The 22,365-nt window shown below is 66.0% G+C and carries 13 protein-coding genes and 1 pseudogene; 9 read left to right on the top strand and 5 right to left on the bottom strand.

Going from position 1 to position 22,365, the window contains the following annotated elements; genetic code table 11:
• Positions 1–75: 75 nt before the first annotated feature.
• Together EN786_RS22980 and EN786_RS22975 are read left to right on the top strand one after the other, a co-directional pair.
• Positions 76–314 (top strand): annotated as a pseudogene (locus tag EN786_RS22980) (hypothetical protein); the annotation flags it as partial.
• Between the two features lie 293 nt (positions 315–607).
• A complete protein-coding gene (locus EN786_RS22975) occupies positions 608–1,441 on the top strand; it encodes a hypothetical protein (protein ID WP_127311768.1) in 834 nt (277 codons plus the stop codon).
• A 122-nt stretch (positions 1,442–1,563) separates the two neighbouring features.
• On the opposite strand, the gene EN786_RS22970 is transcribed toward EN786_RS22975, so the two are convergent.
• Positions 1,564–2,352, bottom strand: a complete 789-nt coding sequence (locus EN786_RS22970) for a hypothetical protein (protein WP_128276083.1) — start codon at positions 2,350–2,352, stop codon at positions 1,564–1,566.
• Positions 2,353–2,497: 145 nt separating this feature from the next.
• On the opposite strand from EN786_RS22970, the gene EN786_RS22965 reads away from it, so the two are divergent.
• From EN786_RS22965 to EN786_RS22940, 6 genes are read left to right on the top strand one after another with little or no spacing between them, the layout of a single operon-like run.
• A complete protein-coding gene (locus EN786_RS22965) occupies positions 2,498–3,130 on the top strand; it encodes a DUF4129 domain-containing protein (RefSeq protein ID WP_127286827.1) in 633 nt (210 codons plus the stop codon).
• Positions 3,127–4,338: a DUF4350 domain-containing protein gene (locus EN786_RS22960; RefSeq protein WP_135908895.1), complete on the top strand. Its 1,212-nt coding sequence runs from the start codon at positions 3,127–3,129 to the stop codon at positions 4,336–4,338. The genes EN786_RS22965 and EN786_RS22960 overlap by 4 nt, the downstream gene beginning before the upstream one ends.
• The gene (locus EN786_RS22955; RefSeq protein WP_127286825.1) at positions 4,325–5,281 is read left to right on the top strand and encodes a MoxR family ATPase; all 957 of its coding nucleotides are present in this window, start codon (positions 4,325–4,327) and stop codon (positions 5,279–5,281) included. The genes EN786_RS22960 and EN786_RS22955 overlap by 14 nt, the downstream gene beginning before the upstream one ends.
• Positions 5,278–6,582 (top strand): DUF58 domain-containing protein, encoded by a 1,305-nt coding sequence (locus tag EN786_RS22950; RefSeq protein WP_127392036.1) that lies wholly within the window; start codon positions 5,278–5,280, stop codon positions 6,580–6,582. The genes EN786_RS22955 and EN786_RS22950 overlap by 4 nt, the downstream gene beginning before the upstream one ends.
• Positions 6,579–7,598 carry a stage II sporulation protein M gene (locus EN786_RS22945; RefSeq protein ID WP_127312186.1) on the top strand — a complete coding sequence of 340 codons (1,020 nt, stop codon included), beginning with the start codon at positions 6,579–6,581 and terminating at the stop codon, positions 7,596–7,598. Before EN786_RS22950 ends, EN786_RS22945 begins: the two co-directional genes overlap by 4 nt.
• On the top strand, positions 7,585–8,451 hold the full coding sequence (locus tag EN786_RS22940; RefSeq protein ID WP_135908893.1) for an RDD family protein: 867 nt from the start codon (positions 7,585–7,587) through the stop codon (positions 8,449–8,451). Before EN786_RS22945 ends, EN786_RS22940 begins: the two co-directional genes overlap by 14 nt.
• Positions 8,452–8,674: 223 nt before the next feature.
• Here the strand turns inward: EN786_RS22940 and EN786_RS22935 are convergent, their stop codons facing one another.
• Positions 8,675–9,361 (bottom strand): D-lyxose/D-mannose family sugar isomerase, encoded by a 687-nt coding sequence (locus EN786_RS22935; protein WP_127287325.1) that lies wholly within the window; start codon positions 9,359–9,361, stop codon positions 8,675–8,677.
• Between the two features lie 155 nt (positions 9,362–9,516).
• Here EN786_RS22935 and EN786_RS22930 point away from each other — a divergent pair, with 155 nt between their 5' ends.
• Positions 9,517–10,575 (top strand): D-TA family PLP-dependent enzyme, encoded by a 1,059-nt coding sequence (locus EN786_RS22930; protein WP_127310220.1) that lies wholly within the window; start codon positions 9,517–9,519, stop codon positions 10,573–10,575.
• Here EN786_RS22930 and EN786_RS22925 read toward each other — a convergent pair whose 3' ends face one another.
• The 3 genes from EN786_RS22925 to EN786_RS22915 all read right to left on the bottom strand — a co-directional run bounded on the left by EN786_RS22925 (position 10,576) and on the right by EN786_RS22915 (position 22,276).
• On the bottom strand, positions 10,576–11,328 hold the full coding sequence (locus EN786_RS22925) for a heme ABC transporter permease (RefSeq protein ID WP_127286087.1): 753 nt from the start codon (positions 11,326–11,328) through the stop codon (positions 10,576–10,578).
• A 229-nt stretch (positions 11,329–11,557) separates the two neighbouring features.
• Positions 11,558–13,327: a glucan ABC transporter ATP-binding protein/ permease gene (locus EN786_RS22920; RefSeq protein WP_127310221.1), complete on the bottom strand. Its 1,770-nt coding sequence runs from the start codon at positions 13,325–13,327 to the stop codon at positions 11,558–11,560.
• Between the two features lie 354 nt (positions 13,328–13,681).
• Entirely contained in the window at positions 13,682–22,276 is an 8,595-nt protein-coding gene (locus EN786_RS22915) for a glucoamylase family protein (protein ID WP_127310222.1), read from the bottom strand.
• Between the last annotated feature and the right edge of the window lie 89 nt (positions 22,277–22,365).

The raw sequence follows: 22,365 nt of genomic DNA, 5'->3' as shown, positions 1-22,365 counted from the left end.
CGGCCGTTGCCATGTGCGCCCATTCAGCACAGATTGCATACGGCCTCAGACCGGCAAGCGGGGAAGCAGTCAGGCATGGATCACTTCGACCTCGGCACCTACCGCCGGCCAATCTCCACATCCTCGGCCGAGACGCAGCGCTGGTTCGATATCGGGCTGAACTGGTGCTACGGTTTCAACCACGAGGAAGGCATAAAATGCTTCGCGAAGGCGCTGCAGACTGATCCCCATTGCGCCTTCCTGCACTGGGGCATCGCCTAGCTGCCCGGCCTTTCTACGATCTGACCTGGAAGGAGCATGGCGAGGCCGAGGCCAAAGTGGCACGGTTCAGCGCTGTGCCCAGCATCCGGACAATGTCTGGGCGCTGCACGGGCTGGTCGAATGTTTGAGGCGGCGCGGCGAGACCGACCAGTTGCCTGGGTTCCAGGCCAGGCTCGCTACGGCGTTGGCAAAGACCGACGTGCCGATCACCTCGTCCTGCCTGTGCAGGACAAGCGCGCATTCAGGGCACGACTGCTGCCATTGAAGATAGCCCGCCCCTGTGCGCCGTCACCAATCTCGCGTACACAAGTCCTGATCCAACCCGGCCCCGCGACGTGAGAACCCCATGCGATTGGTGCTAAGTAGTCTCTTCCTCGGCCTCGCCGCCGCCGGCCTGTCGCCCGCCCGGGCCGCGGCGGACGATTGCGGCGACGCCGCCGCGCTGGTGCAACTGGCCTATCCCAATGCGCAGAAGAGCGCCGACGAAAGATCGTTCACGCTGGAACCCCATACCAGCATCTCCCTGACGCTGCGGGAAGGCGACAATTCATTCGGCCTGGTCTGCAAGGTCTGGCCCGCCCATGACGACCTGCTGCTGGTCGCTGTGCCACTGATCGACAGCGCCAAGTCCGGCGACGGCCAGCATGTCGGCGATATCGAGATTCTCGTCCTCGACATGAACAGCCTGCGCGTGCGCCAGCGCCTGCTCCAGCCCGGGCTGATGAATGATGATGCCATCTACATCCGCAAGATCGAGTTCGATACCGGCCGCTACAGGCTGGCGCCCGATGTAAGCGCCTTCGGCCTGCGCATCGAAATGGCAAGCGATTCTCGGCCCAATCCCTTCCGTGAAACCGACCTCAGGCTCTATGCCCTCACCCGCGATGGGCTGCGCCTGGTGCTCGACGGCCTCGTCGTCGACAGCTATGGCGGCGAAGGCGACGCCAATTGCGCCGGATCCTTTCATTCCAGCAAGGCCGGCCTGTCGATGCGATCGGCGAGCCACCACGGTTATCGCGACATCAGCGTGGTCGAGCGGAGGGATACCGACGAGCCCGACCTCGACACGCAGGGCGAATGCCAGTCGCACCCCGGCAAGCCTGTGAAACGAACCTACCGGCTCCGCTTTGACGGCAACCGCTATCCGGTTCCGGCGGCGCTCAAGGCCTTGGAACCGTGAGAAGGCTGCTTGCACAGCGGTGCCTGCCGAGCAGGCGGCCTGAGGCGGTCGCCGATGGCGGCGCCGGCAAGGTCTCCGACGACGCCGCCTCCATCATGCGGTGAAGGCGGCGATCTTCTCCGTCAGGAAAAGATTTCCGCCAGATCCTCTACGCTGGTGCCTTCCTTGACCTGGCGCAACTCGACATAGGTGACCGCGGAGGCAATCGACATCAGCGTCGACATGAACGCCGAGACCACAGCGCCGAGGACAATGGCGATATATCCGCCAAAGAGCAGCACGACCGTGCCGAGCACCATCTGGATGCCAAAGGCGATCAGGATGAGGATCAGGAAGAGGCCGAACAGCGCCCAGCGGCTGCCCTTGGTGAGCGCACGGCTGCGCGACATGGAGCCGAAGACGCCGAGCCTCTCCTGCACCAGGGCGGGCACCGCCACCGACCAGCCAAGCCACAGGATGATGCCAGGCACCAGCAGCGCTATCGAGGCGAGGCCGGCGCCGAGGGCAACCATCAATCCGATGCCTATGGTCGGCAGCAGGCAGCGGAGCGCGATCTGGATGCAATCCCCGAAGGTCGGCTTCTTGCCGTTCATGTCCTCGATCGTTGCCCTGACCAGCGCCGACTGCAGCAGCAGCGACAGGATGAAATAGAGCATCGCGAAGACCAGGGTCAGCATCGAATCGCGGAACATGGTGGCGGGATCGGCCATAGCCAGCGCCGCCGGATCGCCAGCCGCCAGGCCGCCCATTCGCACCTCGTTCCAGAACTGGAAAACGAATGTCGGCAGCCCCGAGAACAGCGCGGCAAGCCCCAGGCAAAGACCGATATTGCGATTGATGACGGCAAAGCTGTTGTTGAGTACCTTGCCGATCTGGAATTTCTCTGGCCGTGCCAGTGTCGTCGAAGTCATAGTCTGCCCCCTTAACCACAGCCGCATAATGGCTGGTTCGCATGACAGTAAATGTGACAAGATTAACACTTAGCGTCTAGCCTACTTGCAATTGTTGTGTCGCGTTGCCAGTGTCGGCGCGGCGGGTTTACGGGGGAGCGAGCGGGTGGCAGTTGCACAGCCGGGCACAGTGGACGCCGAATGGCTGGCGAAAGTGCACAAGCAGCTGCTGGCCGACACGTCCATACAGTTCGACCTGCCGGCCTTCGCGCAGCCCGAACCGCCGGCCTGGCTGAAGCCGCTGCTGGATTTCCTGTCGCAGCTCGGCCCCTATATGATCTACCTGTTCTGGGGCGCGGTCATATCGGGCGCCGTGATCATCCTGTTCCTGATCGTCCTCGAAATGAAAGGCATCGCCTGGCGCCTGCCGTGGCGACGCGCCCGGGGCGAAGCCGAGGCGCAGGAGGAATGGCGCCCCGATGCCGCGATGGCGCAGATCCTGCTGTCGGAAGCCGACGCGCTTGCGGCGCGCGGCGACTATGACGAGGCGGTCCATCTCCTGCTTCGTCGCAGCGTCGCCGACATAGCCGGGCGCCTGCCCGACTTCCTGCGTCCCTCGCTGACGGCGCGCGACATCGCCAATGCTCCTTCCCTGCCGGCGCGGCCACGCGGCGCGTTCAGCGAGATCGCACGCATCGTCGAGGCGGCGCTGTTCGCCCGTCGGCCGGTCGGCGCCGAAGGCTGGCAGCAGGCGCGCGGCGCCTATGAGCGGTTCGCCTTTCGGGATGCCTGGGCATGAGCGCGCCGGCGGCCGAGACGGCACAGGAACCGTTCAGCCGCAGAACGCTGTTCTGGGGCATTTTCGCGAGCCTGTTCGCGGCAGCGGGGTTCTTTCTGCTGTCGACCTATGCGCCGGATTTTCGCCAACCCGGCGGCGGCGCGACGCCGCTGTCCAAGGGCGGCTCCGGCTATGCGGGGCTGGTGGAATGGCTCAAGCTGACCGGGACTCCATCGCCGATGGCGCGCAGCGAGGAGGACCTCAGTACCGGCCTGATGTCCGGCTTCCTGCTGATCGTCACCATTTCGCCCGACGGCGACCCAGCCGCGCTCGACCGCATCGTCAAGCTCCGCGAAGACAAGGTCACGCTGTTCGTGCTGCCCAAATGGCAGACCATGCCGCTCGAGCAGCATGAAGGCTGGGATATCAAGATCGAGCGGCTGCCCGCTACGGCCGTGAACCAATGGCTGGGCCGAATCGGCAAGGCAAAGCTTGGCGAAGGAAAGAGCACGGTCGAGCAACTCGACATCAACGGCCACCTCGTCGCGGCACCGGAAGACATGCAATGGGTGGCCGACGATCATCCGCTGATCTCGGCCGGCAAAGGCAAGGGCGTTCTCACCGAACTCGACGACAAGCCCTTCTACATCCTGACCGATCCGGACCTCATCAACAACGCAGCGCTCAAGGATCCCGACAGGGCCAGGGCGGCGCTCGATCTGATCGCCATGCTTGAGCCCGGCAAGGGCGCGGTGATGTTCGATCTCACGCTGCATGGCGCCGGGCGCAAATACGATCTCGCCAAACTTTTGGTCGAACCGCCCTTCCTGGCGCTGACGCTGTCGATCCTGGCCGCCGCTGCGCTGGCCTTCCTGCACGGGCTTGGCCGTTTCGGCCCGCCGCGCGCCGAGGGCCGGGCGATCGGTTTCGGCAAGCGGGCGCTGGTCGACACCACGGCGATGCTGTTCAAGCGCGCCGGACGGCTGGACGAGTTGGGCGACCGCTATGGCGCGCTGATGCGGCAGCGCGCTGGCGCGCTGCTCGGCGCGCCGCACGGGCTGCAGGGCGAGGCGCTCGACCGCTGGCTCGATTCCCGCGACAAGGGCGAGGCCCAGGGGTTCACGACGCGGCTCAAGGCCGCGGACAATGCCAGCTCGCTGGCGGACATGCATGAGGCAGCAGAGCGGCTGCACGACTGGACGGCAAGGAGGCTCGGTGAACGTCGATGATGTAAAGGCCCTGGCGACAGCGATCAGGGAAGAAGTGGCGAAAGCGATCACCGGCCAGCGCGACACGGTCGACCTGATGCTGACCGCCCTGTTCGCCGGCGGGCATATTTTGCTCGAAGGGCCGCCGGGGACCGCCAAGACCATGACAGCGCGCTGCTTCGCGCAGGCGCTCGGCGTCGCCTATGGGCGCATCCAGTTCACGCCGGACCTGATGCCCGGCGATATCGTCGGCTCCAACATCTACAATTTCCAGACCGGCCAGTTCACGCTGACGCGCGGCCCGATCTTCTGCGACCTGCTGCTTGCCGACGAGATCAACCGCACGCCGCCGAAGACGCAGGCCGCCCTGCTGGAAGCCATGCAGGAGCATGCCGTCACCTTCGACGGCACCACGCACTCGCTCGGCCGCAACTTCATGGTGGTGGCGACGCAGAACCCGATCGAGCATCAGGGCGTCTACCCCCTGCCCGAGGCGCAGCTCGACCGCTTCCTGTTCAAGCACCGGGTGAGCTATCCGGACCTGCAGGAGGAGCGCGCCATCATCGTCCATCACGGCGGCGGTTCCGCATCGCACGACATCGCGCAATACGGCATCAAGGCGCAGACCGACCGCAAGACACTGGAAAAGGCGCTCGACACCGTCGGCTCCGTCACCCTCGTCGACGATGTCGTCAACTATATCGCGGCGCTCGTGCGCGCCACGCGCGAGAGCCCCGACCTGGAGGTTGGCGCCAGCCCCCGCGCTGGCGCCATGCTGGCGCGGGCGGCCCGGGCGCGGGCGACGCTCGACGGCCGTTCCTATGTGATCCCCGACGACGTCAAGGCGCTCGCCGTGCCGGCGCTGCGCCACCGCGTCATCCTTTCGCCTGCCGCGCAGATCGACGGGCGGCTGGTGGAGCAGATCGTGTCCGACCTCGTCGACCAGACGGAAGCGCCGCGTTGATCTATCCGAGCGGCAGAGCGGTCTGGGCAGCGGCGGCGGGCGCGATTCCCGCCTTCCTGATCGCGCTCGCGCTGCCGTCCTTCTGGTATATCGGCCTGCTCTGGATCTGCCTGCTGCTTGCCTTCCTGGCGGTGGACGCGGCCGCCGGACGCGGGCGCGCCTCGCTCAGCGCCAGCCTCGACGCGCCGCCGCAGGTCGGCGTCGGCGGGCGTTTCGCCGTCCGCGTCGCCGCCGGTCTCGGCAAGCAGGCGCGCATGCTGCAGGCGCGCGTGGGCCATGACCAGCGGCTGGAGCCGATCCATGGCACGGGCGGCGCGCTGCCGGCGAATGGCGGAACGCTCGACCTCGAATTCACGGCGCTGAGGCGCGGTATGGCCAATTTCGACCGCCTGTGGCTGCGCTGGCGCGGGCCGTTCGGGCTGGTCTGGAACCAAGTCGTGCTGCCGATGGACGAGAAGGTCGCTGTGCTGCCCGACGTCAGCCGCGCCCGCGACGAAGCGATCACGCTTCTGCAACGCTCGGCGCAGGCTGACGGCCATGCCCAAAAGCGGGCTGGCCAGGGCCGCGAATTCGAGGCGCTGAAGGACTACCAGCCCGGCATGGGCCGGCGGATGATCGACTGGAAGCGCAGCGCCCGCCACGGCAAGCTCCTGGCCCGCGAATTCCGGATCGAGGAGAACAACAGCATCGTGCTCGCCATCGACAGCGGACGCCTGATGTGCGAGCCGGTCGACGGCGTGCCGAAGGTCGACCGCGCGGTGACGGCGGCGCTGCTATCGGCCTTCATCGCGCTGAAAGGCGGCGATCTCGTCAGCCTGTTCTCCTTCGATGCCAGGCCGCGCATCTCCAGCGGCGCGGTGCGCGGCTCGGCCAGCTTCCCGATGATCCAGAAGCGGGCGGCCGAAATCGACTATTCCAGCGAGGAAACCAATTTCACGCTGGCGCTGACGACGCTTTCGGGCAAGCTCGACCGGCGCTCGCTGGTCATCATCTTCACCGATTTCGTCGATCCGATCAGCGCCGAGCTGATGCTGCGTACCGTCGGTCGGCTGACTGAGCGGCATCTGGTGCTGTTCATGATGATGAAGGATGTCGAACTGGAGAGCCTCGCCGACATGCCGCCCGCGACGCCGGAGGATGTTGCGCGCGCCGTCACCGCCGGCGGCCTGCTGCGGGAACGGCAGGTCGTGATCGGCCGGCTGAGGCTGCTCGGCGCGCATGTGATCGAGGCCGACCACCAGCGGCTCGGCCCGGCGCTGGTCGAGCGCTATCTCGAGCTCAAGCAGGAGAATCTGCTGTGACGAACCCGGCCGGCACCGATGCGGTGCGCCAGACGCTGGCCAGCTTCCGCCAGGAACGCGAGGCCGACTGGAAGGCGTTCGAGGCGCTGCTGGCCCGGGTCGAGAAGCGGGCGCCGCGCACTCTTTCGGAAGAGGAACTGCTGTCGCTGCCGCTGCTCTATCGCTCGGCGCTGTCGTCACTGTCGGTGGCCAGGGCGACCTCGCTCGACCATGCGCTTGTCGCGTATCTCGAAGCACTTTGCCTGCGCGGCTATTTCTACCTCTATGGCGCCCGGCGCGGCTTGCGGCAGCGCATCGGCGATTTCTTCCTTCACGACTGGCCGAACGCCATACGCGCACTGTGGCGCGAAACCCTGGTCACGGTCGGCTTGACGGTGGTCGGCGCTGGCGCCGGCTACTGGCTGGTGGCTTCCAACAAGGGCTGGTACGACGCCATCATCGCGCCCAGCCTTGCCGGCGGCCGCAATCCGGATTCGTCGGCCGCGATGCTGCGCAGCGTGCTCTATGACGGCGCCGACAACCAGTTCCTGTCGAGCTTCGCCGCCTATCTCTTCACCCACAACACCCAGGTGGCGATCCTTGCCTTCGCGCTCGGCTTTGCCTTTGCCGTGCCAAGCGTGCTGATCATCCTGATGAATGGCTGCATGCTCGGCGCGATATTCCAGATCTACGCCGCCAAGGGGCTCGGCTTCGAGCTCGGCGGCTGGCTGTCCATCCACGGCACGACCGAGCTGTTCGCCATCGCGCTTGCCGGTGCGGCCGGCATGCGCATCGGCACGCGCATCGCCTTCCCCGGCGAACTGACCCGCATGGCGGCGGCGGCGCAGGCCGGGCGCATCGCGGCGACCGCCATGGTCGGCGTCGTGGTGATGCTTCTGTTCGCCGGCCTGCTCGAAGGCATCGGCCGGCAGACCATCACCGGCGACGGCGCCCGCTATGCCATCGGCGGCGGCATGCTGGCGCTATGGTGCGCCTATTTCTATCTGTTGAGGATTGTGCGGCATGGCGACGGTTAGACGCGCCACCCTCGCGCCGACGCGGCCGCTGATCACACCGGAAGGCGTCGATCTGCGCATCAAGCTTGCCGATGCCGGCACGCGGGCCGCGGCCTTCGTGCTCGATGTGGTGATCATCACCACTGCTGCGATCGTCATCACGATCGTCGCCCTGTTCGGGCTGCGCGGCATCGGCTTCGGCGGGCTGCAGCCGCTGTTCGTCGTCTGGATCATCCTGATCTTCCTGCTGCGCAACGCCTATTTCATCGCCTTCGAAGCCGGCCGCCGCGCCGCGACGCCAGGCAAGCGCATCGTCGGCATCCGCGTCGCCTCGCGCAGCGGCGCCGGCCTGTCGGTCGATCAGGTCATCGCGCGCAATCTGATGCGCGAGATCGAGATCTTCCTGCCGCTGTCGATCATCGCCGGGCGCGGCGGCGCCGGCGTCGCCGACACGCTGACGACCATTTTCGGGCTGGCGTGGGCGCTGCTCTTCGCGCTCTTCCCGCTGTTCAACCGCGACCGCCTGCGCATCGGCGACCTGCTCGCCGGAACCTGGGTGGTCGAAGCGCCGAAGCTGAAGCTGGTCGAAGACCTGTCGCGCAGGCAGGACCCGGTCGCCGCCCGTTTCCGTTTCAGCTCGGCCCAACTCGATGCCTACGGCATCGCCGAACTGCACAAGCTGGAAGAAGTGCTACGCCGCGACGACTATTTCGCGCTGAAGACAGTGGCCGAAATGATCGGGAAGAAGATCGGCGTGACGATCGAAGCGCCGGATTCCAGGGCGTTCCTCACGGCCTACTACGGCGAGCTCAGGGCGCATCTCGAGCGCAAACTGCTGCTCGGCAACCGCAAGGCGGACAAGCATGCGCGGTAGCGGCAGATACTGGAACCTGGCGCGCCGCCCCTCATCCGCCCTTCGGGCACCTTCTCCCCGTAAACGGGGAGAAGGCCATAGCCGCGCCTGCGGTTGGCGAAACCCCACGCGACAAGTCCTTTCTCCCCGTCACTATACGGGGAGAAATGCCCGGCAGGGCAATGAGGGGCAGCGCCGACTCACAATACTTTTGAACCGAAACCTGGCTCGCTGGGCTGATTTCTTACCCCACCCACTTCTCGTAGTCCGACACCAGGAGGTGCAGCGGCACGACGTCCTCGTCGATGTTGGAGAAGCGGCCGATCGGCTCGCGGAAGACATTGTCCGTCAGATCGTCGTTGACGGTCGAGACCTCGCCGATCAGCACGTCCTTGCCCTCGGCCCAGAAGGCGTGCCAGACGCCGGGCAAAAGCGTGACGCTCTGGCCCGGATCGAGCTTCAACAGCCCGCCCGCCGGCAGTCTGTGGATGGTGCCGTCGACCGGCACCGACACTTCGGCCTTGGGATCGATGCCGCCGTCGCGGTCGTGCATGAACAGTTCCAGCACCAGCTTGCCGCCGCCGCGGTTGATGATGTCCTCGGCCTTGATGTTGTGGCGGTGCATCGGCGAGAGCTGGTCCTTGCGCGAGATCATGATCTTCTCGGCATAGAGCATGCCCATGCCAAGCTTCATGTCCTCGTAGCGGCCGTTGCGGACGGTAAACAGGAACAGACCGAGCTCGTCGAACTTCTCCTGGCCGTAGTCGGTGATGTCCCAGCCGAGGCGCGAGGTGAAGATCGCCGAAGAGTCTCCCTTATGCGCCTTCATCTCTTCCGGCGACCAATAGGCGAAGGGCGGCATGATATAACCGAAGGAGCGGATGAAGGCGTCGGCTTCGCGGATGATGTCGTTGATTTTGGAGCGCTTCATGGGTTCCCTTCCTTCCGGCCGCTGACTGCTGCAATCTGCCAATCCGAATAGCTCAATGCCGGTCGGCTGTCGACGCAAACCGACGGCTCTGGCCTCGTGACATCCGGCCGGATCGGGGCCATAACGCGACCGGTTTTTGTGGTGGTGACAATCTCATGCCAAGCATAGACGACCTCGATACGCCGGCGATCCTGATCGACGCCGCACGCGCCGAAGCCAACATCAGGAAGGCGCAGGCGCATGCCGATCGTCATGGCCTGAAGCTCAGGCCGCACATCAAGACCCACAAGCTGCCCTATTGGGCGAAGAAGCAGGTGGCGGCCGGGGCGGTCGGCATCACCTGCCAGAAGATCGGCGAGGCCGAGGTGATGGCCGATGCCGGCCTGACCGACATTTTTCTCCCCTACAACATTCTCGGGCGCACCAAGCTGGAGCGGCTGAAGGCGCTGCATGGCCGGGTGACGCTTTCGGTGACGGCGGACAGCAAGGAGACGCTGGAAGGTCTTGCCGCGACCTTTGCCGATGCCGGTCACCCGCTTCAGGTGCTGGTTGAGTGCGATACCGGCATGGGCCGCTGCGGCGTCCAGACGGCGGCCGAAGCCTTGGCGCTGGCGAAGGCGATCGACAGCGCCAAGGGACTGACCTTCGGCGGGCTGATGACCTATCCGGCTGCCGGCAAACAGGCGGAGGCGGAGGCATGGCTGGCAGGGGCCAAGCAGGCCCTTGCCGCGGCGGGGCTCGAGTGCCAGCGCATCTCCAGCGGCGGCACGCCGGACATGTGGCGCTCGGGCGACGATAGCGTCGTCACCGAATACCGGCCTGGCACCTACATTTACCTGGACCGCTACCAGGTCGCCAAAGGCGTCGGCAGCCTCGACGATTGCGCGCTGACGGTGCTCGCCACCGTGGTCAGCCACCCGACGCCGACCCGCGCCATCCTCGATAGCGGCAGCAAGGCGCTGTCCAGCGACACGCTGGGGCTGGCCGATTTCGGCGAGTTGCTGGGAATGCCGGGCGCGAGGGTGACGGGCCTCAGCGAGGAACACGGCAACGTCACGCTTTCCGGCGATGCAAAGCTTCGCATCGGCGAGCGCGTTCGCGTGGTGCCGGACCATTGCTGCGTGGTGACGAACCTGTTCGACCAGGTGCATCTGATCGACGGCGACAAGGTGCTGGAAACGCTGCCGGTGGCGGCGCGGGGACGGATGGGTTGATCAGTTAGCCTGGCGCGCCGCGACCCTGCGCATCGCGATCACCCGGCGCCGGAAAATCTCCGTGCGCATCGCCATCAAATGCAGGGCGAAGAATAGCACGGTGAAGCCGAGCGCCATCACCAGCAGCGGCCTCAGCATAGAGGCGTCGATGGTCGAGCCGCCCATGCGGAACACCGAGGCCGGCTGGTGCAGCGTGTTCCACCAGTCGACCGAGAATTTGATGATCGGGATGTTGATGAAGCCGACCAGGGTGATGATGGCGGCGGCCCAGGCGGCGCGGCTGACGTCATCCAGCGCGCGGGTCAGCGCGATGATGCCGAGATACATCAAGAACAGCACGAAGACCGAGGTGAGCCTTGCGTCCCACACCCACCAGGTGCCCCACATCGGCTTGCCCCAGATCGAGCCGGTGACCAGTGCAAGCGCGGTGAAGGTGGCGCCGATGGGGGCCGCCGATTTCAGGGCTACGTCGGCCAGCGGATGGCGCCAGACCAGCGTGCCGAGCGCAGAAACCGCCATCAGCGAGTAGCACATCATGGCGAGCCAGGCGAAAGGCACGTGGATGTACATGATGCGCACCGTGATGCCCTGCTGGAAATCCTCTGGCGCGGTGAAACTCATATAGAGTCCGGCGGCAAGAAGGAGCGCCGCGGCCGCGGCCAGCCAAGGCACCAGCCTGTCGGCCAGCCCGACGAAGCGCGTCGGGTTGGCGAGGTCGGCCCAGCCGCTCAGGCGTGAAGTGGTGTCGCTCATGCGGCTTTAAATAGACCGGCGGCGTGTGTTGGGCAATCGAGCGGTTGTCGCAGCCTCCCCTTCTCCCCTTGTGGGAGAAGGTGGATCGGCGCGCAGCGCCGAGACGGATGAGGGGTGTTGGAGGAAATGAGGCGGTTTGCCGCAAGGCTATGCCAAGCTGGAGCACCCCTCATCCGGCCGCTCCGCGGCCACCTTCTCCCACAACAAGGGAGAAGGGTAAGGCGCTTGGTTACGCCGCTTCCGTCACCGTGCGGCTGAGGCGGCGGACTTCCTCGTCGTTGAGCAGGCCGCCGGCGCGCAGCAGGCTGGCGAAGCGGCCGTTGCGGAGCGACAGCTCGGCGAAGCCTCCCTGCTCGACCACCCTGCCCTTGTCCATGAACACGACCAAGTCGGCGTCGCGAACGGTGGTGAGGCGGTGGGCGATGATGAAGGTGGTGCGGTTGCGGCGCAGCTCGTCGATCGCTTCCTTGACGCGGTCCTCGGTCTCGACGTCGAGCGCACTGGTCGCCTCGTCGAGCACCAGGATCGGCGCATCCTTGAGCACGGCGCGGGCAATGGCGATGCGCTGGCGCTCGCCGCCCGAAAGCTGGCCGCCACGCTCGCCGACGACGGTGTCGTAGCCGCTGCTCTTCGACAGGATGAAATCCTGCGCGGCGGCGGCGTTGGCGGCGGCGTGCACCTCATCGTAGGTCGCTTCGGCGCGGCCGACGCGGATGTTGTCCTCGATCGAGCGGTTGAGCAGGCCGGCATCCTGGAACACGGTGGCGATCGAGTGGCGCAGCGACTTGCGGGTCACCGAGCGGGTGTCGATGCCGTCGATCAGGATACGGCCGTCGGACGGCGTGAAGACGCGCTGCAAGAGGTTGATGAGCGTCGTCTTGCCGGCGCCGGTCGGACCGACGATGGCGACCGTCTGACCGGCCTGGACCTCGAAGGAGACGTCGTCGACGCCCTGGCCCGAATTGGCGAACTCGAAGCCGACATTCTCGAAGCGGACGTGGCCGGTGACGTTGGCCAACTCGCGCAGGCCGTCCGGCTCGGCGGTGTCAGCGGCAGAGTCCTCGAGACGGTAGAAGTCCTCGAGCTTGGCGCGCGCCTCGGAGATCTGACTGGAGAAAGCCGACACCTGATCGAGGCGGGCGATCAGCATCCCTGCAAAGCCGATGAAGGCAACGACGTCGCCGACGCGGAGCTGACCACGGGTGACGAGGTAGGCGCCGATCGAGAGCACGATCATCATCGAGATGGTCGACGACAGCCGGTTCAGCGCACTGGCGATCGCCCACCAGTCGAGCACAGGCTTCTGGGCGTCCAGCAGATCCTTGACGTAGCGCTTCAGCGTCGCGGTCTCATGGCCGATGCGGTTGTAGCTCTGCAGCACGGCGACATTGCTGACGCTGTCGGTCACATGGGCAAACACGGTGTGGTAATGGCGCTCGACGGCGGTCTGCCCGGACTTGGTGCGACGCATGACGATGCGGCCGATGGCGACATAGAGCACGCCAAGGCCAAGCAGCACGAGCGACATGCGAATGTCCATGGCAAGCGCGGTCGGCACCAAAAGCACCAGCGCGATAGCCGTCGAGAGATGCACGCGCATGAATTCGAGCCACAGGCTGAACAGGGTCTCGATGGCGCGCAACAGCGTTTGCAGGGAATTGGACGTGCCGCGCTGGTGATGCCAAGCGAGCGGCATAGTGATGACGCGCTCGAAGGACTGGCACAGCACCTCCGAGCGGCGGGCATGGGCGAAGCGGTCGGCGCCGCGCGCCACCAGCACGACAGCGATGACGTTGAACGCGCCGAGAGCAGCCCAGACGGCGAGCGTCGAAAACACCGGGCCGTTTTCAGAGATGGCACCGATCACCCGGCCCAACAGGATCGGTTCGAGGATCGCGATCGCGGCGAGGGCGACGTTGGCGGCGCAAATCAGCGCGACGCGCTTCTTGTCGGCAGCCAGATAACCCAGGGCTCTCCAGTAGATCTGCAGAAGTGACACTTCAGCTACTCCGCCAAACTTTCATTGTGCAGTGCACCATTTCTTGACACGTACCGGTTAACGGGTCGCAAAACAATGCCCGTCTAGCTCTTCCGTTCCCATTCTGCGAACAAAAGATGACGACGCTGCGAAATCTGCCGTGATCACCTAACGGTTTGAGATAAAAGGTGAAATGTCAGCCTTGCGGCGAAATCATGGCAGCAGCCGGGAGCTGCCACATTTTTAATCACCAAGAGCTTGCGTAGCGGAAGCTAATGCGCCCGCCCGCATGCCGGCAAAGCGCATGCGCAAATAACGGCGCAAAAAGAACGCGCGCCCCGAAGGGCGCGCGCTTCTAGCATCAAGTCATTGATTTTACGCAGGTATCTTGACGACAACCTCACTCGCCTCGCCGGCCTTCGGCTCGAAAGACGAGGATTTTGTCTTGGTTCCATTGACTTCGAGCGAGATGGATTTGGTCTTTTTGTCGCGGATGACGCGAACCTTGACTTCCGCCCCCAGCATCTTGAGCGTCGCCGCATAGCCGTCCCAGTGGCCAGGCAGCTTCGGCCGGAATGTGATGTGCTTGCCGCGCCGCTCGATGCCGAGAATGCCCTCGACCGCCGCGCGGTACAGCCAGCCGGCGGAACCCGTGTACCAGGTCCAGCCGCCGCGACCGCCCTTGCCTTCGCCGGCATAGATGTCGGCCGCCACGACATAGGGCTCGACCCTGTAGTGCTCGGCCGCCGCCTCGTCCGAGGCGTGATTGACCGGGTTCAGCATCGAGAAGCAGCGATAGGCGTCGTCGGTGCGGCCCATCTCGGCCAGCGCGATGACGAACCAGGTGGCCGCGTGGGTGTACTGGCCGCCATTCTCGCGCACGCCGGGCGGATAGCTCTTGATGTAGCCGGGATCCTTCTCGGTCTTCGAGAAGGGCGGCGTGAACAGCTTGACGATCTTGAGCTCGTCGTCGACCAGCATCTTGGTCGCCTGGTGCATGGCCGTGGTCGAACGCGCCGGGTCGCCCTCGCCTGAAAGCACGCTCCACGACTGGGCGATGGAGTCGATCTTGCATTCCTTGGAGTCATGCGAGCCGAGCGGCGTGCCGTCGTCGAAGCTGCCGCGCCGGTACCACTGCCCGTCCCAGGCTGTGGTCTCCAGCGCCCGTTTCAGCACGTCGGCATGCTTGTTCCAGGCCTGCGCCCGCTTGGCGTCACCTTGCGCCTTGGCCACCGGGGCAAAGTCGCCCAGCGTCTTCAGCAGGAACCAGCCCAGCCACACGCTCTCGCCCTTGCCGCCCTCGCCGACGCGGTTCATGCCGTCGTTCCAGTCGCCGCCGAGGATCAGCGGCAGGCCGGCGGGGCTGCTGCGCTTGATGGCGAGATCCAGCGCCCGCGCGCAGTGATCATAGAGCGAGGCGGTGGTCTTGGAGACCTCCGGCGTGAAGAAGGCATCGTGCTCGTCCTCGCCGAGCGGCTGCCCGTCGATGAAGGGAAGCTGCTCCTTGAGGATGGCGGCATCGCCGGTCACGTCGATGTAGCGCGCCGTGGCGTGGGCGAGCCAGACGACGTCGTCCGAGATCATGGTGCGCACGCCAGCGTCGGTGCGTGGCAACCACCAGTGCTGCACGTCGCCCTCGGGGAATTGCCGGCGCGCCGCGTTGAGGATCTGGTCGCGCGCCAGTTTCGGATCGTGCGCCAGCAAGGCCAGCGTGTCCTGCAACTGGTCGCGGAAGCCGAAGGCGCCGCTCGCCTGGTAGAAGGCGGAACGGGCGCGGATGCGACAGGCAAGACTCTGATAGGGCAGCCAGTGGTTGACCATGGCGTCGAGCGCCTTGTCGGGCGTCTCGACCTGGATGGTGTCGAGGAAGCTGCGCCAGACGCGTTCGTTGTCGGCCAGCCGCTGGTCGAAATCCTTGCCGCGATGGGCCTGAACCAGCGCGCTCGCCTCGGCGGGCGTGGCCGCGTCGCCGAGCAGCCAGATGAGCGTGACGTCGCCACCGGCGGGGATGTCGATGTCGCTGGCAATCGCCGCGCAGGGATCGTCGCCGGCCTCGACGCGGTCGGACAGGACAGCGCCGGCAAGCACGGCCTGCGGATATTCGCTGCTGCCGTGCCGGCCGATGAACTCACCACGGTCGGTTGTCACCGACTGGACGGCGCCGGCAGCGGCGAGGAACGCCACCCGCTCGCTGAAGTCGAGCCCATACGGGTTCTGCGCCAGGAGGGCGCCGGTCGTCGCATCCCTGGTCGGCACGATGGTCGCCGCCGTCCGCGAGCGATGGCCGCCCAGCACCCATTCGGCATAGGCATAGACGCGCAGTCTGGCCGGCACGGGCCCCGCATTCTGGATGCGCAGCCGGGTGATCTTGACCGGGTCGACCGGGTCGACCACCTGGGTCAGGTCCATCGACAGCGGTCCGCGTTTCGAGCGGAACGTCGAGAAGCCCTGGCCATGCCATGTCTCGTAGGTCATCGCCGGATCGCGCACGATCGCCGCCATCGGCGAGAACGCCTTGCCGCTGGCCTGGTCGTAAATGTAGATGCCCTCGCCCGGCCGATTGGTGACCGGGTCGTTCGACCATGGCGTCAGCTGGTAGTCGCGGCTGTTGCGGCTCCAGGTGAAGCCGGCGCCCTCGGCCGAGACGTGGAAGCCGAACGAGGCGTTGGAGATGACGTTGATCCAGGGCTGCGGCGTCGTACGCCGGCCGGTGAGACGCGTCACATAGTGGCGGCCGTCGCCGTCGAAGCCGCCAAAACCGTTCCAGAGGCTCAACCCGCCGCCATCGGCGCTGGCGCTCGCCGGCCCTGGCGCCGCGAATGGCGGCGGCGCAATGGCCGGCAAGGTCGATGCAGCTCCGACGCCACCGGCCTGCTGCAGGGCGTCGCGCGCCTGCAGTGCCGCCGCCTCGGCGCGCTCGATCTGGTCGAAGATGGTGCCGTTACGCGTGTGTAGAACGACGCGGGCGACCGCCAGCAGGGTCTTGTAGGTGGCCTCGTCCATCAGGTCGCGGCGCACGGCGAAGATGTGCTGGCGCGGGCCGAGCTCCTTGCCGCGCAGGCGGCTGTTCTCGCACAGCGTCTCGACCGCGCGCTGCAGGTCCTGCACGTAGGACGATGCCTGCTCGTTGACTACGACGAAGTCGATCATCATGCCGCGCGCCCGCATGTATTCCTGGAAGCGCAGCGCCTGGGCGACGATCTCAAGGTCGGCGACGTCGCCGATGCGGACCAGGAAGATCGGGAAGTCGCCGGAGATGCTGGTCGGCCACAGGCTCGACTGCTTGCCGAGCCCGGAGGCGATGGAATCCGCCGGCAGGCGCAGGAACGGATCGGGATAGAGCAGATAGCGCGCCAGCTTCTGCACATTGGCGGCATCGGTCAGACTGAGGCCGAGATGGCGGGTCTGCACCTGGCTGCGGGTCCAGGCCAGCATCGCCTGACGGGCGAAACTTTCCGGATGGTCCAGCCGAGTGACGGCTTCATCGAGTTCCGCGCGGCTGGTGCCGACGATGGTCCAGAAAGTCAGCGAGATCTTCTTGTTGGCGGGCACGCGCACCTGGCGGCGAAGCGAGGCGACCGGGTCCAGCGTGAAGCCGGAATGGCCGCCGAGCTTGGCGCCCGGATCGAAAGCGGCCGCGTCGACGATGGTGCGGCCGCGGCCGATGAAGGCGCGCCGGTCGGTCTCGGCCTCGGCATCGCGCGACGGCCCCGAAGGATCGGTGACGAAATGCGCCATGGCGATGTCGGGGTCGTTCTTGTCGCGCTTGCGACGGATGGCAAAGATCGCGCCATTGTTGGGCGCAATCTCGGTCTCGACGAACATCTTCGAGAAAGCTGGATGGGCGTTGTCGGAGGCTTCGTTGCCCAGCACCAGCTCGGCAAAGGAGGTCACTTCGATGTGCCGGTCGGTTGCGCCGTCATTGTAGAGCGTGACGCGCCGGCCCTCGCCGTTGCCTTCCGAGATGACGATGCATTCGACCTCGGAGCGCAGCGATCCGACCGATTTGACGAAGCTCGCCTTGTCGTCGGAGAACAGGGTCTGGACGCGCTCGTGGTCGGCGCGCCGCGGCTCCGACGTCGCCGACCACCAGTCGCCGGTGCCGGCATCGCGCAGGAAGATGTAGGAGCCCAGCCGGTCCTCGCTCGGATCCGGCTGCCAGCGGGTGACGGCAAGCTCGCCGAAGCGGCTGTAGCCGGAACCGGTGGCGGTGACCATGACCGAATAGCGGCCGTTGGACATGACATTGGTGGCGCGCAGTGCCTTGGCCGGGTCGAGGATGACGCGCGTGTCCGGGCTCTCGGTCTCGGTCTCGTCCTTGGCGCGCTCGTCGGCCTCGGTCCTGACGGTGGCGGCCGGAATGTCGCGCGGCGCCTTCTCCTGCAGCAGCAGTTCGGCCGACTCGATCACCGGATCGCTGTGGAAGCGATCGCGCAGGCGGCCCTCGAAGATGGCGTCGGCGACGGCAGCGATCGACATGCCGGAATGGTGCGCCATGTAGTTGAGCACCACGGCATGGTCGGTGCCCTCCGGCACGCGCTGCGGGGTGAAATCGACCGCGTCGTAGTAACCGTGCCGGCCGAGCGCGCCGATCGCCTTCAGCCGGGCGAGATTGTGCACCGCCTCGCGCGGATTGAACTGCGCCGCCAGGATCGTCGCGTAGGGTGCGATCACCGTGTTCTGGCCAAGGCCGCGCTTGAGGCCGAGACCGGGCACGCCGAAATTGGTGTACTGGTAGGTGAGCTCGCGGTCGCGGGCGTTGTAGGCCGCTTCCGAAATGCCCCACGGCACGTTCTTGGAGCGCGCGTACTGGATCTGGCGCCTGATGATCAGCTTGCTGGTCTGGTTGAGGATCGAGCCATGCGGCTCCTTCATCACCAGCGGCGGCATCAGGTACTCGAACATCGAGCCCGACCAGGACATCAGCGCGCCCTGGAAGCCGATCTCGACGATCGGCCGGCCAAGCCGGAACCAGTGCTCGGTCGGGAGGTCGCCCTTGGCGATGGCGAACAGGCTGGTCAGCCGCGCCTCCGAGGCGAGCAGGTCGTAGCAGCTCTCGTCGAGCTGATGCTCCTCGACCCTGTAGCCGATCGACAGCAGCTTGCGCTCCTGCCGCATCAGGAAGGAGAAATCCATCTCGAAGGCGTAGCGACGGGTGCGCTCGCGCAACGCGAGCAGCTTGGCGCGCAAGGCTTCGACCGCGTTCTCGTCATTGTGCGAGTCGTGCACATGCGCCTCGCAGGTGGCTTCCAGCCTTGCCGCCCAGTCGGCGATGACGTCGCTCTTCGGCGACGCCGCCTCGGTGTGGATGGCGGCAGCGAGCTTGCGGATTTCGCCTGCCAGCACCGCCAGGTTGATGGTGCGGATCGACGCCATCTCGGGCTGTGCCTTGATGGTCATGACGGCGCGGCGCATGCCGTCGAGACGGTCGGCCAGCCGCTGGCGCAGCGGCCGGAGCTGCCGGCGGTCGTCGGGCAGTTCCTCGAGGCTCTCGTCGAGGATGGTCACCGTGTCGAGGATGCCCTCGAAATCGCCCTGCAGGTGGACGGAGGGCGCTTCCGCCCATTCGGCGCAAGCCGCCGCCACGGCCACCAGGTGGCCGGCGAGATTGCCGCTGTCGACCGCCGAGATGTAGAGCGGATAGAGCGGCTTCAGCGTTGTCGTATCGTACCAGTTGAAGAGATGGCCGCGGTCGCGCGGCATGCTCTCGATGGTCGTCATCGTCGCGTCGATGCGGGTGATCGCGTCGGACAGGCTGATCCAGCCGAAGTCGCGCGCCGAAACCACCGACAGCAGATAGACGCCGATATTGGTCGGCGAGGTGCGCGGCGCCACCACCGGCGCCGGGCTTTCCTGGAAATTGTCGGGCGGCAGATGGTGATGCTCGGCCGTCACGAAGGTCTCGAAATAGTGCCAGGTGCGGCGCGCGATGGTACGCAGCGTATGGATGTCGGCGGCCGAGATGCGCAGCCGGTCCTCGGTCTCGGCCGAGCGGCTGATCCAGCAGGCGACCGCCGGCGAGCCGATCCAGAACAAGGCGAAGAAGAAGGCGACGAAGGCACCGGTGGAATCGGCAAGTACGGGGATGGCAAGGCCGACGACACCGATGATCACCGCGCCGTACATCATGCCGTAATAGGCGGCGAGGTCGCTGCCGCCGCTCTTGTGCGCCTGCGAAGCGGTGCGCCATTCGAGCAGGTTCTGCCGGCTGACGAACAGTCGGTAGAGCGTGCGCACGATGGCATCGCCCATCATCCAGGCGAGATGCGCCATCAAAAGCACCTTCAACGCCACCAGGGCGGTGCCGAAGATGGTGTCGCGCGCCAGCGCCGAGAAATGGCCGCGCGGCGTCTGGTCGCCGCTCTTGGGCAGGATGCCGTTGACGATGTCGAAGGTCGGCGCCATGAACAGGCTGAGGATCAGCAGCGCCTGCCATTGCGCGGCCTGGGTGAAGGGCAGCAGCGTCCAGCCGGCGATCGCCGCCATCACCCAGAAGATCGGAGTGAGCGAGCGGCGCAGATTGTCGACCATCTTCCAGCGCGACAGCGCCGGCACGCCGGAGCGCGGGTCGAGGATGAAGCCGAGGAGCTGCCAGTCGCCCCGCGCCCAGCGATGGTGGCGCGACGCGTCGACCGAATAGCGGGTCGGATAGTCCTCGACCAGTTCGACGTCGGTGACCAGGGCCGAGCGCGCCAGCGCGCCTTCGAGCAGATCGTGGCTGAGGACGGTGTTTTCCTCGATGCGGTCCTTCAGCGCCGCCTCGAAGGCATCGACATGGTAGAGGCCCTTGCCGGTGAAGGAGCCATCGCCGAAGACGTCCTGGTAGACGTCGGAAACGGCGAACACATAGGGGTCGAGGCCACGGTTGGCGGAGAAGACGCGCTGAAAGAAGGAGGCGTCGTCGCCGCTGGTCAGCGAAGCAGTGATGCGCGGCTGCAGAATGGTGTAGCCGGCGGTGACGACGCGCTTGGCGGCGTCGAAATGCGGGCGGTTGAGCGGATGGCAGAGCTTGCCGGCCAGACTGGCCACGGCATCGCGGGTGGTGCGCGTGTCGGCGTCCAGCGTCATCACATGGACGACGTTTTCCGGCAGCGGCACGTCGAGCGGCAAATAGGTGGTGTCGCTATCGCCGCGCAGCAGAAGGTTCAGCTCGTGCAGCTTGCCACGCTTGCGCTCCCAGCCCATCCAGCAGCCTTGCGCGGCGTTGTAGAGCCGGCGCCGGTGCAGGACATAGAAGAGCGGCGCGCCTTCGGTGGGATAGCGGGCGTTGAGCCTGGCGATCTCGTCACGCGCATATTGCAGAATCTCGATGTCGGCGGCATCGATCTCGGTGTTCGAATCCGGCCAGTCCGAAAGCAGCGCGAAATGGATTTCGCCCGCCGAATTGGCGAGGTGATGCACCTCGATGTTGCGGATGTTTTCCTCGACATCGTCGCGCGAGCCGATCAGCGAGGGCACCACGACCAGCGTGCGCGCCTCGGCTGGCACGCCATGCTTGTAGTCATAGCCGACCAGCCGCGTCGGCTTCAGGAACAGCGACGCGACGGTGTTGAAGAAGGCGAGCGCGCCTTCCGAGGCCGGCACGGCAAAAAGGGCCAGCATCAGGACGATGGACGGCAGCGACAGGCCGAGATGGTCGAGGGCGTTGCCGGCGAGCGCCAGCAGCAGCACCGTCAGCGCGAAGACCGGCACGACGACGCCCAGCCAGCCGGTGCTGGTGAAGGCGCGTTTGGCCGTGACACTGATGGTCGGCCGGTAGCCGATCGCTTTTTCCAGCTCCAGCCGACGCGGGCCGACAAGGAAGAAGCCGACATCGGTATGCACCATGCCGTCGGCGTCGGTCGCTTCGGCCTGGGGGACCTCGGCGCCGGAGGCGTCGGCGATGACGACATGGCCGGCAAGTTCGATGGCCTTTTCGGCAACGCGGAATTCGGAGAGCTCCGAGCGGCGCGCCAGCTCTTCGATGGCCGTGCGGTACTGGTCGCGCGAGAAGAAGTCGAGCGCGGCGAAGTCGGTTTTCTCGCGCAGCAGCGTATCGATGCGGCTGACGCCCTCGAACCAGACCGTCCAGTCGACGTCGTTGATGAGGCGCAGGCCACGGATGATGTTGCCGGTGGTGACATTGCCGCTGGACAGCGTGTGATGCTCGGAGATGATGATCTCCTCGGCATCGGAGCCGCTCTTCTCCAGCTCGCTTTCCAGCCATTCCAGCGCCCGGCCGGCGTTCTGCGAACCGTCGCGCAGACGGTAGAGCAACTGAGTGGCGAAGGTGGTGTCCTGCGCATGGGTGCCGTAATGCGACAGGATCTTCTGCCGGTCGGCATTGTCGTCGGTCGCCAGCACGCGGTCGGCGACCTCGTTGGCGATCTGGCGCATCTGCCTGGTGCGGTTGACGCGCACGGCTATGCGGCGAAGATTCTCGATCAGCACGAAGCGCAGCAGCGACGGCAGCGCCCAGAGCTCGCCGATCTTCAGCGGCTCGACCGACTGGAAGCCCTCGACGATCGCCTTGAACATCGTCGCCGAGACCGAGCTGTCGGAATGCGCGACATAGGTCCAGGCCACAGCCAGCGCGCGCGGGACGCTGGTTCCGTCCGCCAGTTTCAGCGTCGGCAGCTGGCGGTAGAAGCGGCGCGGCAGGTCGCGCTTGACCTGAAAGATCGTCTCCTCGACCAGATAATTGTTGTCGAGCAGCCATTGCGCCGCCGGCGTGATGGTTTCGCCCTTGGCCTGCGCGGCATTGGTCGAGCGGTAGACTTCGAGGATTCGCTTGGCGCTGTCGCGGATGCGGCCCTGGAATTCGAACGGCGCTAGGCCGAACAGATCCTTGACGTCTCCCTTGGCGAGACCCGCGCCAAGCTCACGCAGCCGGTCTTCCGGCATGAAATTGGAGCGTATCGGCGCTTCGGTGATGACCGGGAAGCTGGCGCTCGTGAGTTCGATTTTGGCGGGATTCGTCTGTATGTTCATTTATAATTCCGTATGGCGGGCACGGTGCGGCGTCCCCGCCACGGCAATGGCCCTAAAACCTGCTCAAATGCAATTGGTTGCATGTCAAC

This window comes from Mesorhizobium sp. M4B.F.Ca.ET.143.01.1.1, from assembly GCF_004792275.1.
Taxonomy (GTDB): Bacteria; Pseudomonadota; Alphaproteobacteria; order Rhizobiales; family Rhizobiaceae; genus Mesorhizobium; species Mesorhizobium abyssinicae.
The sequence above is the reverse complement of the archived record's forward strand: the minus strand, read 5'-3'. Positions and strand labels throughout refer to the sequence as shown.

Excerpts from the sequence above, each read along its gene's own strand:
- EN786_RS22975 (WP_127311768.1), top strand. The coding sequence starts at position 608 with ATGCGATTGGTGCTAAGTAGTCTCTTCCTCGGCCTCGCCGCCGCCGGC.
- EN786_RS22970 (WP_128276083.1), bottom strand. The coding sequence starts at position 2,352 with ATGACTTCGACGACACTGGCACGGCCAGAGAAATTCCAGATCGGCAAG.
- EN786_RS22960 (WP_135908895.1), top strand. The coding sequence starts at position 3,127 with ATGAGCGCGCCGGCGGCCGAGACGGCACAGGAACCGTTCAGCCGCAGA.
- EN786_RS22940 (WP_135908893.1), top strand. The coding sequence starts at position 7,585 with ATGGCGACGGTTAGACGCGCCACCCTCGCGCCGACGCGGCCGCTGATC.
- EN786_RS22935 (WP_127287325.1), bottom strand. The coding sequence starts at position 9,361 with ATGAAGCGCTCCAAAATCAACGACATCATCCGCGAAGCCGACGCCTTC.
- EN786_RS22930 (WP_127310220.1), top strand. The coding sequence starts at position 9,517 with ATGCCAAGCATAGACGACCTCGATACGCCGGCGATCCTGATCGACGCC.
- EN786_RS22925 (WP_127286087.1), bottom strand. The coding sequence starts at position 11,328 with ATGAGCGACACCACTTCACGCCTGAGCGGCTGGGCCGACCTCGCCAAC.
- EN786_RS22915 (WP_127310222.1), bottom strand. The coding sequence starts at position 22,276 with ATGAACATACAGACGAATCCCGCCAAAATCGAACTCACGAGCGCCAGC.